Genomic DNA, 16,010 nt, shown 5'->3' with positions numbered 1-16,010 from the left:
CTGCGGGGTCGGACGAGACCGACAGTCGATTCTACGGGATGAGTGCGGCGAGCTGTCGCACAGCGTCTGCGTAGCCGTCGACGCCACGGCCGGCGACCCGCACGGCCGCCACATCTTCCAGGTAGGAATGGTGGCGGAAGGCCTCACGCGCGAGCACATCGGAGATGTGGACCTCCGCGAACGGCAGCGCCACCCCGGTGAGCGCGTCACGCAGCACCACCGACGTGTGCGTGAGTCCGCCCGGATTGATCACGATTCCGGCGCAGTCCTCCCGTGCCGCATGGATCGCGTCGACCAGCACTCCCTCGTGGTTGCTCTGCAGCGCCCGGACCTCGAACCCGACCGCGGCTGCGGCCTCGGTGGTGATCCGCTCCACGTCCGCGAGAGTCGCCGTGCCGTACACGTCGGGCTCGCGGGTACCGAGGAGATTCAGGTTCGGCCCGTTGACCAGGAGGATCCGGCGGCTCACTCCCCGACCTCCTGATAGGCGGCGAACAGCAGCGACTCGTCCGGAGCCTGCAGGACGGTGGGCTTCGCGAGGTCGTCGAGGAGGATGAAGCGCAGCATCCCGCCGCGACTCTTCTTGTCTCGCTGCATGGTGGCGAGCAACTGCGGCCATGCCCCCGCACGGTACGAGGTCGGAAGGCCCAGCGAATCCAGGATCGTCCGGTGCCGCTCGGCAGCGGAGTCGGACAGACGACCCGCAAGCCGCGAGAGCTCGGCGGCGTAGAGCATCCCGACCGAGATCGCGGCGCCGTGCCGCCAGCGGTACCGTTCCGCATGCTCGATCGCGTGTCCGAGCGTGTGCCCGTAGTTGAGGATCTCGCGGAGGCCGGCCTCGCGGAAGTCGTCCGAGACGACCTTCGCCTTCATGTCGATCGCCAGTTCGACCGCGCGGCGGAACTCCTCGGATGTCGTGTCGACGGCGCGGAGCGGATCGGCTTCGATGATGTCCAGGATCTCCGGAGCCCAGATGAATCCGGCCTTGACCACCTCGGCGAATCCTGCGGTCGCCTCGTTGGGACTCAGGCTGGCGAGCTCGTCGAGGTCGCCGATCACGGCACTCGGCGCCCAGAACGCCCCCACGAGGTTCTTGCCCTCCGCGGTGTTGACACCGGTTTTGCCGCCGACGGACGCATCGACGAGGCCCAGCACCGTGGTCGGCACCTGGATCAGCTGCACGCCCCGCAGCCAGGTCGCGGCGACGAACCCGGCGAGGTCGGTCACCGCTCCCCCGCCGTATCCGATGACCGCATCGCTGCGGGTGAAGTCCGCCTGGCCCATCACCTGCCAGCAGAAGGCCGCGACCTCGATCCGTTTGCCCTGCTCGGCATCCGGGATCTCCGCGAGCAGTACCTCGCGCGGACCGTCGGTGGTGTCAGCGAGAAGTCTGTCGCGCAGTTCGGCCGCGCGGGACGCGAGCGTGGGCGGATGCACCACCAGCACCTTGCGGACGCCCGGCGCGAGCGCGGCGGAGACCCGATCCAGGATTCCGCGTCCGATCGTGATGTCGTAGGCGTCGTTCCCCGTGACGCTGATGGTCGTCGTGCTCATCGCTGTTCTCTCCTCCATGTCACGATGTCATCCGCGATCTTCTGCATCGGACGACGTGAGGTGTCGAAGGTGGTCGAGGCGACCTCGGCGTACCACCCCCGGCGTTCCTCGAAGATCTTCTTCCAGCGCTCCACCGGATCCTCATCCCCTGACAGGAGGGGGCGGTTGCTGCCGCGGAGCCTGTCCGCCACTGCGTCTGTGTTCACCGTCAGGAAGACGACCGGATGCGCTTTCAGGAGTTCGCGGGTGGCCGCCTGCGTGACCGCGCCTCCACCGAGGGAGATCACGCCCCCGTCGGCGAGGGCCTGGGCGACCGCGGCGCGTTCGAGCTCCCGGAAGTGCGCCTCTCCATACTCGGCGAAGATGCCGGGGATCGGACCGTGTTCCGCCACGATGCGTTTGTCCGTGTCGACGAAAGCGACGCCGAGCCGCCGAGCGACGCGGCGTCCGACGCTGGTCTTGCCTGCGGCCATCGGGCCGACCAGCACCAGCGTCAGCGGATCAGCCGCGCTCGTCATGCGCGATGAGCGCCGCCTCGGACGCCGGTGTCGTCCGCAGTCCCGCCGGGATGCCTTCGAGGTAGCCCTCGAGGTTGCGACGGGTCTCGCGGATGCTGTCGCCACCGAACTTCTCGAGCACGGCGTTCGCGAGCTCCACGGCGACCATCGCCTCGGCGACCACTCCGGCGGCGGGCACAGCGCACACGTCGGAGCGCTGGTGGTGAGCGGTGGCGTCGTCACCCGTGGCGGTGTCGATCGTGCGGAGGGCATGCGGAACGGTCGCGATCGGCTTCATCCCGGCGCGGACGCGCAACACGGTTCCGGTGGACATGCCGCCTTCCGTGCCTCCGGCCCTGTCCGAGCCGCGTGTGATGCCGTGCGCGGTGGCGAACAGCTCATCGTGGGCGGCCGAACCTCGGCGGCGCGTGGTCTCGAAGCCGTCGCCGACCTCGACGCCCTTGATCGCCTGGATGCTCATGAGCGCCTGAGCGAGACGTGCGTCGAGGCGTCGGTCCCAGTGCACGTGGGAGCCGAGTCCCGGAGGAAGGCCGTACGCGAGCACCTCGACGATACCGCCGAGCGTGTCGCCGTCCTTCTTCGCGTCATCGACCTCGGCCACCATCAGAGCGGAGGTCGCGCCGTCGAAACACCGGAGCGGATCGGCATCGAGCGCCTCGACATCGTCGGGCGTGGGGAGCGGAGACCCCTCGGGCACCCGCACCGGCCCGATCGACAGGGTGTGGCTGACCAGTCGGATGCCGAGCTCACCGAGGAACGATCGGGCGATCGCCCCGAGCGCGACACGCGCAGCCGTCTCCCGAGCACTCGCACGTTCGAGGATCGGACGCGCCTCGTCGAAGTCGTACTTCTGCATGCCCACGAGGTCGGCGTGCCCCGGACGCGGACGTGTGAGGGGCGCGCTGCGCCCACGGGACTTGTCGGTGAGCTCCACGGGCTCGGGGTTCATGACCTCGATCCACTTCGGCCACTCGGTGTTGCCGATGCGCAGAGCGATCGGGCTGCCGAGGCTCTTGCCGTGCCGCACACCGCCGGAGATGGTCAGCGCGTCCTGCTCGAACTTCATGCGCGAGCCACGGCCATAGCCCAGCTTGCGACGAGCGAGATCGGCCTGGATGGCCTCGGAGGACACAGGGACGCCGGAGGGCAGGCCCTCCATGACGGCGATGAGTTCTGGGCCGTGCGATTCGCCGGCCGTGAGCACGCGGAGCATTGCTCCAGTCTCCCACGGGTTGGCCCCCTCGCCGCGCCGCGTTTCGACGCCGTCCGCTCAGAGCGCGGCGCGCATGGCGGAGACGACCTCTGCTTCGACGGGCAGCGGGAGCGCCGGATCCCCGTGCCGGAAGATCCGGATCTGGCGCACGGCCTGATGCAGCAGCATCCCCAAGCCGGACACCACCGTGCCGTCGCTCCAGCGGGACGCGAGGGCGGAGGGCCAGGGCGCATAGGCAGCATCGAACAAGGCTCCGCCGGTCTCAGCCAACCCCACCGCGGTTTCAACAGGAAGGGCGGTCGCACTGGGCAAGGTCGAGAGGGTCAGATCGACCGCGTCGCGTCCGCCGTCGAGGGAGCGCGCTTCGACCGGAATACCCAAGCGGTCGCCGAGGGCGACGAGTGCCTTCGCCCGCTCCGGGCGTCGAGCCCGCACCTCCACGTGCTTCACCCCGATCTCGGAGGCGGCGACGAGCGCGGACGCGGCAGTGGCGCCGGCACCGATGATGCGCGCCGTCTCCGCAGCGGTGATCCCCGCCTCCGACAGCGCGTCGACGATCCCGCCGACATCGGTGTTGAAACCGGCGGGCGCCGCCCCGAGCACCAGGGTGTTGACGGCGCCCGTGAGCTCTGCGTGGCGATCCCTCGTCGCAGCGGCGTGGTAGCCCTCCCCCTTCAACGGCATGGTCAGCGACAAACCACGCCACGTGTCGTCGAGTCCACCGAGTGCGGCGGTGAAGGCCTCCGCAGAGACCTGACGCCGTCCGTACTCCCAGCTCAGACCGAGGACCCGATACGCGGCGGCATGCAGGTCAGGGGACTTGGAGTGCGCGATCGGGTCCCCCCAGACCGCGAGTCGCGTACGCGTCACCGCGTCAGCACCCGGCGTCAGGGTTCGCGCGGCACCATTCGCGCCACTTCTCGATCCCCTGCTCGTGCTCGGCCATGGTCTCGGAGAACTGCGTCTCCCCCGTGCTGAGGTTGATCGTGACGAAGTAGAGCCACGGGCCATCGACGGGGTTCATCGCCGCCGAGATCGCGGCGTCACTCGGGCTCGCGATCGGCGTCGCGGGGAGGCCCTCCCGGACGTATGTGTTCCAGGCGTTGTCGTCTTCCAGCGCTTCCTTGGAACTCGAGACGACGCCCTCGTGCAGCGAGCCGTAGCCGTATTGCGCCGTCGAGTCCATCTGCAGCTTCATATTGATATCGAGACGGTTCTGGATCACGCGCGAGACCTTCGCGAAGTCGTCGAGCCGACCTTCTCGCTGGATGATCGAGGCGATGGTCAGTATGCGCTCCTCGTCACCGGCGGGGACCCCCGCAGCGGCCAGCGATTCACGGGTGCGATCGACCATGCGCTGGATGACCTGCGTGGCCGTGACCTCGGGATCGAACGTATAGACGGCCGGGAACAACCAGCCTTCGAGGCTCTGTGCTTCCACCCCGTACTGCGAAGGATCCTTGACGGCCGCCTCGAAGTCCGCCAGCGGCAGACCGAGGGTCTCGGCCATGGCGGGGAGGGAGGAGACGATGGTTCCACCTTCAGCGACCGAGACGGTGTTCTCGAGCTTGTTCGCGTCATCCCGGAGCGCCGCGAGGGCGGCCTCGGCCGTCATCTTCGTCTGCAGCTTGTACACGCCCGGGTAGAAGATCACGGCGATGTTCTCGTCGACGAGGTAGTCGTAGAAGACGCTCTCGGTCTTCGTCACCCCCGCCTCGTACAGTGCGGTCGACACGGGAGAGCCGGTGTCGCCCTCCTTGATCGTGACGAAGGCCTCGCCGGTCGCCAGACCCGGCTCCCAGTCCTTCGAATCGCCCCAGCCCATCGCGTCACTGATCTTCTCGCCGTAGGTGTTCGCCACCCAGACTCCGGCCGCGGCGATACCACCGAAGATCACCAGAACGATGATCAGCGCGATCAAGCACCCCTTGCGGCGCTTCTTCTTCGGCGCGGCGTCGATGTGATCGTCATGGGGGACGAAGAGGTCGTCCAGCCCACCGCCGAGCACAGGCTCCGGTGCCGCTGCGGCACCCGAAGGCGACTCGATCCGGGGCACGGCACGGGTGGGGGTGTCCGCGGCATCCGCCGAGGCACGGACCGGAGTCGGCGAGGGCACCGCACCGGCGGCGGCGACGGCGTCGTCCGCAGAAGCGCGAACCGGCACGGGAGAAGCCTCGGCCGGTGTCTCGGCACCGGTGACGGGGCGGGACTCCCCCGCGGCCGCTTCTCTGGCCGCCCGACGGGAGCCCGGAACGGGCGCGCTGTTGTCGACCGTGGGAATCTGCGCGGTCGGCTCGGGCAGATTCTCGAAGAGATCCCCCAGGCGGGAATCTGCGTCGTGCCGCGGCGTTTCGTTGTCGCGTTCGGACATCGTCAGGCGTGCTCCTCGTCAGGCGAGATGACGGCACCGGCCGGGTTTCCGGTGCTCTTCTCCATATCGATCGCCTGCTGCAGAAGCACCACGGCGGCGACCTGATCCACAATGCTACGAGACTTCTTCTGGGATCTCCCGGAACTGCGCAATGCGGCATGCGCCGTCACGGTGCTCAACCGCTCGTCCACGAGCCGCACCGGAGTGCCGCTGCGCCGGCAGAGCTCGGCGGCGAACTCACGCGCGTCCGTGGTCGACGCGGTATCCGCACCCTGCATGTTGACCGGCAGACCGACCACGAACTCCAACGGGTCGTACTCGCTCGCGATCTGAAGGATCCGGGCGATCGAGGCCTCGTCACGAGGCACTGTCTCCACGGGGACGGCCAGCATCCCGTCGGGGTCGCAGCGCGCGACCCCGACCCGCGCGCGCCCCACGTCGATGCCGAGCCGCACACCGCGGCGGAAAGTGCTCACGCGCCGCGCAACTCCTGTGCGATGGCTTCGAGCGCCGCCGGCAGAGCTGCCGTGTCGGCGCCGCCACCTTGCGCGACATCATCGCGCCCGCCGCCACCACCGCCGAGCACGCCTGCCGCGCGCTTCGCGAGCGCACCGGCCTTCGCTCCCGCCGAGCGTGCCGCGTCATTGGTCGCGACGACGACGACGGGCCGCCCGCCCACGACCGCGCCGAGTGCCACCACAGCGGCATCTGAGCCGAGCCGATCGCGCACGCCGTTGACGAGGTCTCGCACGTCATCCGCCGATGCGACTTCGCCCAGACTCTGCGCGGCCAGTCGGAACGCACCGACGCGCGTCGCGGCGTCGACGATGGCCGGCACCTGTCCGGCTCTCTCCTTCGCCTCGAACTGCGCGATGCGCTTCTCCGCGGCCTTCAGGCTGGCCGTCAGGTCGGCGATCCGCTCCGGCAGCTGCTCACGCGGCGTCTTGAGGGAACTCGTCAGCTGCGACACGATCGCCCGCTCAGCCGCGAGCTCACGGAAAGCATCGGCGCCGACGAGAGCTTCGATACGACGGTTGGAGGCGCCCACCGAGGACTCCCCGACCAGGCTGACCAGCCCGATCTCGGCACTGGTGGTCACGTGCGTCCCGGCGCAGAGTTCCCGCGACCACGGCCCACCGATGTCGACCATGCGCACGACGTCGCCGTACTTCTCGCCGAACAGCGCCATGGCGCCGGCTTCCTTGGCCTCGTCGAGCGAGACGATGCGCGTGGTCACCTCCAAGGCGTCCTGCACCGCGCGGTTGGTGATCTCCTCGATCTCGCTGCGCGTATCGGTCGAGAGCGCCTGCGACCAGGCGAAGTCGAAGCGCATGTAGCCGGCACGATTCAAAGAACCGGCCTGCGTCGCCGTGGGACCGAGGGTGTCACGGAGCGCGGCGTGCACGAGGTGCGTGGCCGAGTGCGCCTGGCGGGCTGCACGGCGGTTCGCCGCGTCCACCACCGACGTCGCGACGTCGTCGACGGCCACGCTTCCGCGCGTGACTTCGACGGTGTGGCTGATGAGTCCGGGGACCGGCTTCTGAACGTCGAGCACTTCGAGCGCGTAGCCCGGGCCGACGATCGTGCCCTTGTCGGCCACCTGACCACCGGACTCGGCATACAGCGTCGTCTCGGCGAGCACGACCTCGGCGATCTGCCCTTCGGATGCGCTGCGCACAGGCGCTCCGTCGACGAGGAGTCCGAGCACACGGGACTCGACCTCGAGGGCGGTGTATCCGTCGAAACCGGTCTCGCCCAGGGAGCGCAGCTCCCGGTAGACCGATACGTCGGCGAGCTGACGCTTGCGGTTGCGGGCGTCGTCCTTGGCCCGCTGACGCTGCTCCTGCATGAGCGTGTCGAAAGCGGCGCGGTCGACGTCCAGTCCCGCTTCCTCAGCGACTTCGAGCGTGAGGTCGATCGGGAAGCCGTAAGTGTCGTGGAGCAGGAACGCCTCGGGACCGCTGAGCGTCTTCCCCCCGCCCTTCCTGGTCTCGTCGAGGGCGAGATCGAGGATCGTGGAGCCGGCCACGAGGGTCCGGCGGAACGTCTCCTCTTCGGCGAACGCCGACGCGGACAGTACCGCCCAGTCCCTCTCGAGTTCCGGATAGGTCGTCTTCATCACATCGCGCGATGCGGCGAACAGCTCGGGGAACACCGGCTCATCGACGCCGAGCAGTCGCATCGAGCGGACCGTGCGGCGCATCAGACGGCGGAGGATGTACCCACGCCCCTCGTTGGATGGACGCACCCCGTCGGACAGAAGCATGAGGGAGGAACGCACATGGTCGGCGATCACGCGGAATCGCACGTCGTCCTCATGCTGCACACCGTACGGGCGGCCGGAGAGCTCGACGGCGCGATCCAGCACCGGACGCACCTGATCCGACTCGTACATGTTCTCGACGCCCTGCTTGAGGAACGCGACACGCTCGAGTCCCATCCCGGTGTCGATGTTCTTCATCGGCAGCTCGCCGACGATGTCGAACTCCGTCTTGCCGCGGATGTTCTCGATGAAGTCCTGCATGAACACGAGGTTCCAGATCTCCAGGAAGCGTGAGTCGTCGACGGCGGGACCGCCGTCCTTCCCGTAGGCCGGCCCGCGGTCGAAGAAGATCTCGGAATCAGGACCGCCGGGTCCGGGCTGCCCCGTGTTCCAGTAGTTGTCCGCGCGCCCGAGACGCTGGATGCGCTCCGGCTTGAGACCGATGATGTCGCGCCAGATGGCCTCGGCCTCGTCGTCCGTCTCGTAGACGGTGACCCACAGGTCCTTCTCGTCGAAGCCGAGCCCCCCGTCCGACTCGGAACCCGTCAGAAGCTCCCAGGCGTAACGAATCGCGCCTTCTTTGAAGTAGTCGCCGAACGACCAGTTGCCCAGCATCTGGAAGAAGGTGCCGTGACGGGCGGTCCGGCCGACCTCTTCGATGTCGTTGGTGCGAATGCACTTCTGCACGTCCGCGATCCGCGGATGCGGCGCAGGGACGACGCCCGTGAGGTACGGGATCATCGGCACCATGCCGGCGACCGTGAACAGCAGCGACGGGTCGTCGCTGACGAGCGAGGCCGAAGGGACGATGAGGTGGTCGTTCTTCTCGAAGTAGTCGAGGTAACGCTGCGCGATCTCCGCAGTTTTCATAGAGTGCCGGGTGTCCTTGCGTGAAGATGCCGCGCCGGGGCGCTGCTGCGGTGGTTCAGTTGTCGCCCGGCTCCGTGAGCCGTGCCTCCTGCTCGCGGTAGGCGTCGCCGAGGATCGCGGTGAATCCGTTGATCCGGGCGTCGACCTCGGCGAGGATGTCGTGACCACGCGGGTCCTTGTTCATGAAGTGAGCCGCGACGAAGCCGCCGATCACGCCGATCAGGAACCACAGCACGTTCTTCATGTCGTCATCCTTGCCTTTGACCCGCGAAGGCGCGGTGTCACCATCGTATGCGGAAACGACAGGAGGCGTCGGGAATCCCGACGCCTCCTGCCTGATTGCTCTTTCGCTGTATCAGCGAGCTGCGTAGTACTCGACGACGAGCTGCACTTCACAGGTCACGGGGACCTCGGCGCGCTTCGGGCGACGGACAAGACGCGACTGGAGCTTGTCGAGCTCGACCTCGAGGTAGCCGGGAACGGGGGGCAGAACCTCGGCGTGACCGCCGGCTGCTGCCACCTGGAAGGGCTCGGTGCCCTCGCTCTTGGCCTTGACGTGGATGAGCTGACCCGGCTTCACGCGGAAGGACGGGCGGTCGACGAGCTGACCGTCGACGAGGATGTGACGGTGCACGACGAGCTGACGAGCCTGCGCGGTGGTGCGGGCGAAGCCCGAACGCAGAACCAGAGCGTCGAGACGCATCTCGAGGAGCTCGACCAGGTTCTCACCGGTCAGGCCGTCGTGACGACGGGCCTCGTTGAACGTGTTGCGCATCTGCTTCTCGCGGATGCCGTACTGCTCGCGAAGACGCTGCTTCTCACGAAGACGGACAGCGTAGTCGCTGTCTGCCTTGCGCTTGGTGCGGCCGTGCTCGCCGGGAGCGTAGGGACGCTTCTCGAGGTAGCGGGCGGCCTTCGGGGTGAGCGGGATACCGAGGGCGCGGCTCAGACGAACCTTGCGACGGTCCTGGGACTTCGTGGTCACGAAGCTTTCCTTCCGATGACGTGGTCGCGGCTTTCACGACTCACGGACGTATCGTCCGCGTTCTGCCTTGGAGCGCACGCCGGGGCGCCAGCAAGGTGGGGTGTGAACGAGGAGATGCCCGAAAACTCGGTTTCGAGCCGCTCAAGTCTAACAGATCACGGTTCCGCAGCTGCGTGGTGGCTCAGCGGTCGCCGAGGATGCGGCGGATGCGCTCGAGTCGCGCGGCGATGTCACGCTCGGCACCGAGGTTCTTCGGCTCGTAGTAGTGCTTGCCATCGAGCTCGTCGGGCAGGTACTGCTGCGGCACCACGCCGTACTCGCTGTCATGGGAGTACACGTACCCCTTGCCGTGTCCGAGACGCTTCGCTCCCGGATAGTGGGCATCGCGCAGGTGCAGCGGCACCCGTCCGAACCCGCCGGAGCGGATGTCGGCGATCGCCGCGTCGATGCCCACGTAGGCCGCATTGGACTTCGCCGTGGTCGCGAGATACACCGTCGCCTCAGCGAGCGGGATGCGCCCCTCCGGCATACCGATGAAGGCGACCGCATCTGCCGCCGCGACGGCGATGCCGAGAGCCTGGGGATCGGCGAGGCCCACGTCTTCCGAGGCCGAGATGACAAGACGTCGAGCGATGAAGCGGGGGTCCTCCCCTGCTTCGATCATGCGAGCGAGGTAGTGGAGTGCAGCATCGGGGTCGGATCCTCTGATCGACTTGATGAACGCGCTGATGACGTCGTAGTGCTCGTCACCCTGACGGTCGTATCGCAGCAGAGCCTTGTCGACGGCTTGCGCGATGTGGTCGGCGGTGATCTCCGCGGCACCCGACGACGCATGCGCCGCTGCGGCCCCGTCGTCCGACTCGTCCTCTTCGCCGGTGTCGGCCGCGTGCGAGACGGCGACCGCCGCGCCTGCTTCGAGACCGGTGAGGGCACGCCGGGCATCCCCCGACGCGAGCCGGATCAAGGATGCACGCGCTTCGGGGCTCAGGACCACGGCGCCGTTCAGCCCCCGCGCGTCCGTCACCGCACGATCGACGAGCACCCCGATGTCCTCATCGGTGAGGGGTTGGAGCGTGAGCAGCAAGGAGCGCGACAGCAACGGCGAGATCACCGAGAAGGAGGGGTTCTCGGTCGTCGCCGCGATCAGGATGACCCAACCGTTCTCGACACCGGGAAGCAGCGCGTCCTGCTGCGCCTTGGTGAAGCGGTGGATCTCGTCGAGGAAGAGGATCGTCGTCTGCCCGTAGAGATCACGCTGCGTGATCGCTTCCTGCATCACCTCCCGGACGTCCTTCACACCAGCGGTGATCGCCGAGAGCTCGACGAAGCGGCGCCCTGAGGACCGTGCGATCGCCTGAGCGAGCGTGGTCTTGCCCGTGCCCGGTGGGCCCCACAGGATCATCGACACGGCACCCGGGGAGGTCGCCTGCGGGTCGGCGAGGGCGACGATCGGAGAACCGGCTCGCAGAAGATGACGCTGTCCCGCGACCTCATCGAGGGAGACCGGGCGCATGCGCACGGCGAGGGGCGTCTGCCCGGAGAGCAGCGCGGCGGGGGACGTCATCCATCCAGGCTACCGGCGGGCTCGGACACTTCGGGCGACCGCGCGCATCCCGGTAGGCTCTCAGGCGACGTCGTGTCATGGCGTCGGGATGGGAGATCGAGGCATGGCCGCACGCGGTTCCAAGAAGGCACAGTCGCGCACGTCAGCCGAGCGCGCACGGCTGCACGCCGCCCGCACGCAGTGGCACGAGGGCCAGATCCGTCGTCGCGTCCGGGACAACACGATCGCCGCGATCGCCGCGAGCCTCATCGTCGTCGCCGCGATCGGCAGCCAGGTCGTGCATGCACAGGTCACCGCACCCGAGCCTGATCCCACGCCCGCTCCCACCGTGGAACCGACGACCCCTCCCACGGACGCCCCGTCGGAGACCCCCACGCCGCTCCCCTCCGACACTCCGGCCGGATAGCAGGTTCCGCGACCTGATCACTGCTCGGTGACGGCCAAGCGATAGCCGCGCTTGACGACGGTCTGCACCAGATCGATACCGTCGAGCGACTCGCGAAGGCGCGCCACGGCGACCTCCACCGCCCGGCCGCTGCGTTCCCCACCCGGGAGACCTCGGCCGAGCTCGGCGCGCGAGAGGACCCGACCACCTGCGAGGAACAGCGCTTCCATGACGCCCGTGGCCCCACGAGAAAGGGGGATGAACCGCTCGTCGACGACGACACCCCCGCTGCGCACCTCGAGGCGGCCCGCGTCGGTGACCAGTGCCGCCGTCCCGCTGTCGTAGTGCGCGACCACCCCCCGGGCGAGTGCCGTGACACTCGATCCCTCCGTGCGCATCACGGCGAGGCGGGCGAGGCGCAGACGGTCCGCATCCTCCCGGTGGAGCGCTCCGAGCAGCAACCTCCCCGAATCCGATCTTCGGCGGATGGCCTCGAGCGCGCCGGTGCTCTCGGCCGTCTCGAGCCAGGGAGCCGTGGGGGCCAGGAACAGCACGGCGTCGATCCCGCCTCTCGCTGCACGTTGGACGACGCTCCGCAGGGCGGCGGACGTCCGTGCACCCCCTCGTGGCACCGCGACGCGGAACACCGCCGCCCCCGCGTCCGTCAACACCCCGATGAGACCTTCCGATCGACCGTCGGCGACGCCGTCGCGCGGGGGCTCCGCAGCTCTCGCATCATCCGACACGATGATCCTGCGTCCCGCGAGCGGCGGGCGTCGACCGGTCACCGGGGTCATGAGGCAGGACTCCCCACACGACGAAGCGGCACTCGGCGGGCGCTCCCCTCGCCCGCGCGAGCGTTCCCCGGCTTCCCCTGATGCGGCAGGCCCTTCTCCTGCACGTCCGATGCCACTCGCGGATCGTCCAGCCGCGGCAGATCCTCGGCGACGAGGAGCACCGCTTGTTCGCCGGCGCCGGACGCCGACGCGAGTCCCGCCGCAGCCAGACCGGCACGCACGGACCGCAGGTGCTCGGTCCGCACCCCTCGCAACTCGATCCTCGCGTCCGTGATCCGTGCTCGCAATCCATACCGTTCGGCGAGCTCCCCGATGGCCAGCAGCTCCTTCGAGGTGAGCGTATCGTCGCGCATCACCGGAGAGACGACGTGCGTTCCGTCCGCCAGGACGCGGCTGTGGCCCTCCCTCTGCGCCTCGGGCGTCGCCGTCGCATGCCGGAGATCCCGCTGGACGGCGATCTGCAGGAGAACTCGAGCGATCGCCAGTGTGCATCGCCGACAGCCACGTGCGAAGCCGAAACGGTCGCGGATCGACGTGAACGTCGCCTCGCCGGCTCCAGCCGCGGTAGCAAGGAGGTCCTGCGCGCTCAGGGTGGCGTGATCGCAGTTCTCCACAGCATCCGAGCCGCCGACCGCCGAGAGCAGGCGTGCGGCGTGAGCGGGCCGCCACGCTTCTCCGACCAGGGCCCGGAGCGCCGCATACCCGCTCGTGTCGCCGACCAGGATCCCCCCGACCACCGTGCGTCCGTCGTCGGAGACCACGAGCTTGCGATAGATCCCCGCCTGGGGATCATCGTGCGTGACGATCTCGACCGCGGACGCCGGCGAGGCGAGCGGATCGCCGAACGTCGCGATGTCGACCCCGGCGACCGCGACGTTCCCGCGTTCGAGGTCGCGAGGGAGACGTGCGTCCCTGCCTCGCACGTGCGCTGCGGCGACGTCAGCCGTGACCCGCACCGCGCCGACGTACCCGGGGCCTCGTCCTTCGAGGCGCGCCACCTCTCCGATCGCGAGGATGCTCGGAACCGAGGTCTCACCTCTTTCGTCGACGAGCACGCCCCCTTCAGGATGCACACCGAGACCGGCGTTGCGGGCGAGCTCATCGCGGGCACGCACCCCGACGGCGAACACCACCACGTCGGCGCGTTGGAACGAGCCGTCCTGAAACTCCAGCGAGGCGACCGAGCCCGACTCGTCCGGATCGAGTCGCGTCGTGCGGACGCCCGTGCGCACCGGGATGCCTCGTTTTCGGAAGACGCCCTGCACCACGGCTGAGGCCGACCGATCGAGTTGGCGGGGCATCACACGGTCCGAGAACTCGATCACCGTCGTGTCGACTCCCAGCTCGCTCAACGCCTCGGCGGCCTGAAGACCGTGCAACCCCGCACCGACCACGGTCCCGCGCAAAGGACGCCCGAGTTCCCGGGACCTCGACCCCACGAACGCTCGGATCGCCTCGACGTCTTCGACGGTGCGGAACCCGAAGCACCCGGGAAGGTTCGCGCCGTCCACGGCGACCTTCGCGCCGAAGGAACCGGTCGCCAGCACGAGCGTGTCGTAGGCGTAGGTGCGCCGTGCTCGCGTCCGCACCGTGTGTCCCGAAGGGTCGATCCGGAGAACCCGGTCGTCGCGGATCAGCCGAACCCGGTCGTCGCGGAACACGCTTCGCTCGAGTTGGATCTCCTCCGCACCGACACCCCAGAACACGCGTACCAGCGCCGAGCGGTCGTACGGGCCCGATCCTTCGTCACCGATAACGGTCACCCGCACCGGCGCATCGGGATCGCGGAGCAGCTGTTCGACGAACCGATGGGCTGCGACACCCGCTCCGACGACCAGGATCTCGCTCGCCGCGGGTGCCGTGCCGTTCATCGTGCTCCTGTCGACCGGAAGACTGTCGTGCTGGTGACGATAGGAGCGTCGTGTTTCCCGGAGGTGACGCCGATTGTTTCCTCCGTCGAACTTTCTGCTCACAGAACGGTAACGACGCGGCATCGGGGACCACGGCCTCACCCCCGGTGCTCGGGCGTACTAGGCTGAGCCTCGTCCTTTCCGCCTCCCGCGGCCCTACCGCGCAAGGAGAATCACGTGTCTGCCACCGAGCCTTCGAAGCCGACTCCCCCCGTCCCCGGACCGCCCGCCGTGCCGATGCCGCGAAAGGCCCCGACGCCGGCCGCTGTCGCGCCCGTCGCCTCGGTGCCGGCTGCATCGTCGACATCCGCCGAATGGGGCCGCGTCTCCGACGACGGAACCGTCGAGGTCCGCGAAGGCGACGCCTGGCGCGTCGTCGGACAGTACCCCGACGGCACACCGGAGGAGGCTCTCGCCTACTTCGTGCGCAAGTTCGACGACATCGCTTTCAAGGTGCACACGCTCGAACAGCGCCATCAGGCCGGTGGCGCATCGGCCGCCGACCTCGTCAAGCAGGCGGGTCACCTGATCGATGAAGCGACGGATGCCGCCGCGGTCGGCGACCTCGAAGGACTCCGCGACCGCCTGAACGCCCTCACCTCTTCACTGTCCGAGGCCACCGAGCAGGAGGCGCAGCAGGCCAAGGCGCTCGTCGACCAGGCGATCGCCGAGCGCACCGCCCTGGTGGAGAAGGCGGAGGCGATCGCCGCCCGCGATCTCAGCAAGGTGCAGTGGAAGCAGGTGACCGCCGAGCTCGGGGAACTGTTCGACGCCTGGCAGGCCCAGCAGCAGAACGGCCCTCGTCTGTCGAAGGGCGTTTCGCAGCAGCTGTGGAAGCGTTTCCGAGACGCACGCGCCGTGGTCGACAAGCAGCGCCGGGCCTTCTACTCGGAGCTCGACGATGCGCACAAGCTCGCTCGCGACGCGAAGACACGTCTCGTCGAGCGCGCCGAGGCTCTCGCCCCGCGCGGAACGGACGGCATTCCGGCGTACCGCACTCTGCTCGACGAGTGGAAGGCCGCTGGACGCGCAGGACGCAAGGCGGACGACGCACTCTGGGCCCGGTTCAAGGCTGCAGGCGACGCCCTGTATGCCGCCCGCGCGGAACAGTCCGCCGCCGAGGAAGCCGAGTCCGCGCCGAAGATCGAAGCACGCGAAGCTCTCCTCGAAGAGGCCAAGGCTGTTGCTGACGAGTCGAACATCAAGCGCGCTCGCGCCCTTCTCACGCGTATCCAGCGGCAGTGGGATGAGATCGGTCGTATCTTCCCCCGCGAGAAGGAGCGTGCTCTCGACGACAAGCTCCGCACCATCGAGCAGGCGCTCAAGGCCCGCGAGGACGTCGATTGGAAGAAGAACAACCCCGAGACCAAGGCGCGCGCGAACGACATGAGCTCGCAGCTGCTCGAGGCCATCGAGAAGCTCGAGGCCGAGGTGGCCGCAGCCGAGAAGGCCGGTGATAAGAAGGCCGCGAAGGAAGCGACGGACGCCCTCGAGGCTCGTCGCGCCTGGCTGAGCGCTCTCGGGGGCTGATCGGTTTCTCCACAGTTGTCCGCGCCCACGGCGCAGGCGGGGTGCAAGAC

At 68.7% G+C, this 16,010-nt stretch carries 15 protein-coding genes; 2 read left to right on the top strand and 13 right to left on the bottom strand.

All coding sequences use genetic code 11. The annotated features are described in order from the left end of the window. Nucleotides 1–31: 31 nt before the first annotated feature. From L978_RS01335 to L978_RS01285, 11 genes are all read right to left on the bottom strand, one after another. Nucleotides 32–469 (bottom strand): type II 3-dehydroquinate dehydratase, encoded by a 438-nt coding sequence (locus tag L978_RS01335; RefSeq protein WP_047519510.1) that lies wholly within the window; start codon nt 467–469, stop codon nt 32–34. Next, nucleotides 466–1,554: a 3-dehydroquinate synthase gene (gene aroB, locus L978_RS01330; RefSeq protein WP_047519508.1), complete on the bottom strand. Its 1,089-nt coding sequence runs from the start codon at nt 1,552–1,554 to the stop codon at nt 466–468. Before aroB ends, L978_RS01335 begins: the two co-directional genes overlap by 4 nt. Next, nucleotides 1,551–2,072, bottom strand: a complete 522-nt coding sequence (locus tag L978_RS01325) for a shikimate kinase (RefSeq protein WP_047519507.1) — start codon at nt 2,070–2,072, stop codon at nt 1,551–1,553. The genes aroB and L978_RS01325 overlap by 4 nt, the downstream gene beginning before the upstream one ends. Then, nucleotides 2,056–3,285: a chorismate synthase gene (gene aroC / locus L978_RS01320; protein ID WP_047519505.1), complete on the bottom strand. Its 1,230-nt coding sequence runs from the start codon at nt 3,283–3,285 to the stop codon at nt 2,056–2,058. Before aroC ends, L978_RS01325 begins: the two co-directional genes overlap by 17 nt. A gap of 57 nt (nt 3,286–3,342) precedes the next feature. Beyond that, nucleotides 3,343–4,155, bottom strand: coding sequence for a shikimate dehydrogenase family protein (locus L978_RS01315; protein ID WP_081996885.1), 813 nt, complete (start codon nt 4,153–4,155; stop codon nt 3,343–3,345). Between the two features lie 4 nt (nt 4,156–4,159). Continuing rightward, nucleotides 4,160–5,656 carry an endolytic transglycosylase MltG gene (gene mltG / locus L978_RS01310; RefSeq protein ID WP_047519503.1) on the bottom strand — a complete coding sequence of 499 codons (1,497 nt, stop codon included), beginning with the start codon at nt 5,654–5,656 and terminating at the stop codon, nt 4,160–4,162. Nucleotides 5,657–5,658: 2 nt separating this feature from the next. Beyond that, on the bottom strand, nt 5,659–6,132 hold the full coding sequence (ruvX, locus tag L978_RS01305) for a Holliday junction resolvase RuvX (RefSeq protein WP_047519501.1): 474 nt from the start codon (nt 6,130–6,132) through the stop codon (nt 5,659–5,661). Further along, a complete protein-coding gene (alaS, locus tag L978_RS01300) occupies nt 6,129–8,789 on the bottom strand; it encodes an alanine--tRNA ligase (protein ID WP_047519499.1) in 2,661 nt (886 codons plus the stop codon). Before alaS ends, ruvX begins: the two co-directional genes overlap by 4 nt. Before the next feature lie 55 nt (nt 8,790–8,844). After that, a complete protein-coding gene (locus L978_RS01295; RefSeq protein WP_017202147.1) occupies nt 8,845–9,033 on the bottom strand; it encodes a hypothetical protein in 189 nt (62 codons plus the stop codon). 111 nt (nt 9,034–9,144) lie between these two features. Further along, nucleotides 9,145–9,774, bottom strand: coding sequence for a 30S ribosomal protein S4 (gene rpsD / locus L978_RS01290; protein ID WP_047519497.1), 630 nt, complete (start codon nt 9,772–9,774; stop codon nt 9,145–9,147). Between the two features lie 181 nt (nt 9,775–9,955). Continuing rightward, nucleotides 9,956–11,338, bottom strand: coding sequence for a replication-associated recombination protein A (locus L978_RS01285; protein WP_081996884.1), 1,383 nt, complete (start codon nt 11,336–11,338; stop codon nt 9,956–9,958). Between the two features lie 103 nt (nt 11,339–11,441). On the opposite strand from L978_RS01285, the gene L978_RS01280 reads away from it, so the two are divergent. Next, the gene (locus L978_RS01280) at nt 11,442–11,744 is read left to right on the top strand and encodes a hypothetical protein (RefSeq protein ID WP_047519495.1); all 303 of its coding nucleotides are present in this window, start codon (nt 11,442–11,444) and stop codon (nt 11,742–11,744) included. Between the two features lie 17 nt (nt 11,745–11,761). Here L978_RS01280 and L978_RS18865 read toward each other — a convergent pair whose 3' ends face one another. Both L978_RS18865 and L978_RS18175 read right to left on the bottom strand, forming a co-directional pair. After that, nucleotides 11,762–12,520: a winged helix-turn-helix domain-containing protein gene (locus tag L978_RS18865; RefSeq protein WP_052193245.1), complete on the bottom strand. Its 759-nt coding sequence runs from the start codon at nt 12,518–12,520 to the stop codon at nt 11,762–11,764. Then, nucleotides 12,517–14,391: an NAD(P)/FAD-dependent oxidoreductase gene (locus tag L978_RS18175; protein WP_052193244.1), complete on the bottom strand. Its 1,875-nt coding sequence runs from the start codon at nt 14,389–14,391 to the stop codon at nt 12,517–12,519. Before L978_RS18175 ends, L978_RS18865 begins: the two co-directional genes overlap by 4 nt. Nucleotides 14,392–14,607: 216 nt before the next feature. Between L978_RS18175 and L978_RS01265 the strand changes: the two genes are divergently transcribed. Beyond that, nucleotides 14,608–15,960, top strand: a complete 1,353-nt coding sequence (locus L978_RS01265) for a DUF349 domain-containing protein (RefSeq protein ID WP_197055603.1) — start codon at nt 14,608–14,610, stop codon at nt 15,958–15,960. Nucleotides 15,961–16,010: the final 50 nt, after the last annotated feature.

The sequence above is a fragment of the Microbacterium sp. ZOR0019 genome, assembly GCF_000800925.1.
GTDB lineage: Bacteria > Actinomycetota > Actinomycetes > Actinomycetales > Microbacteriaceae > Microbacterium > Microbacterium aurugineum.
Note: the sequence above shows the minus strand (reverse complement) of the source record. Positions and strands in the feature narration are given on the sequence as shown.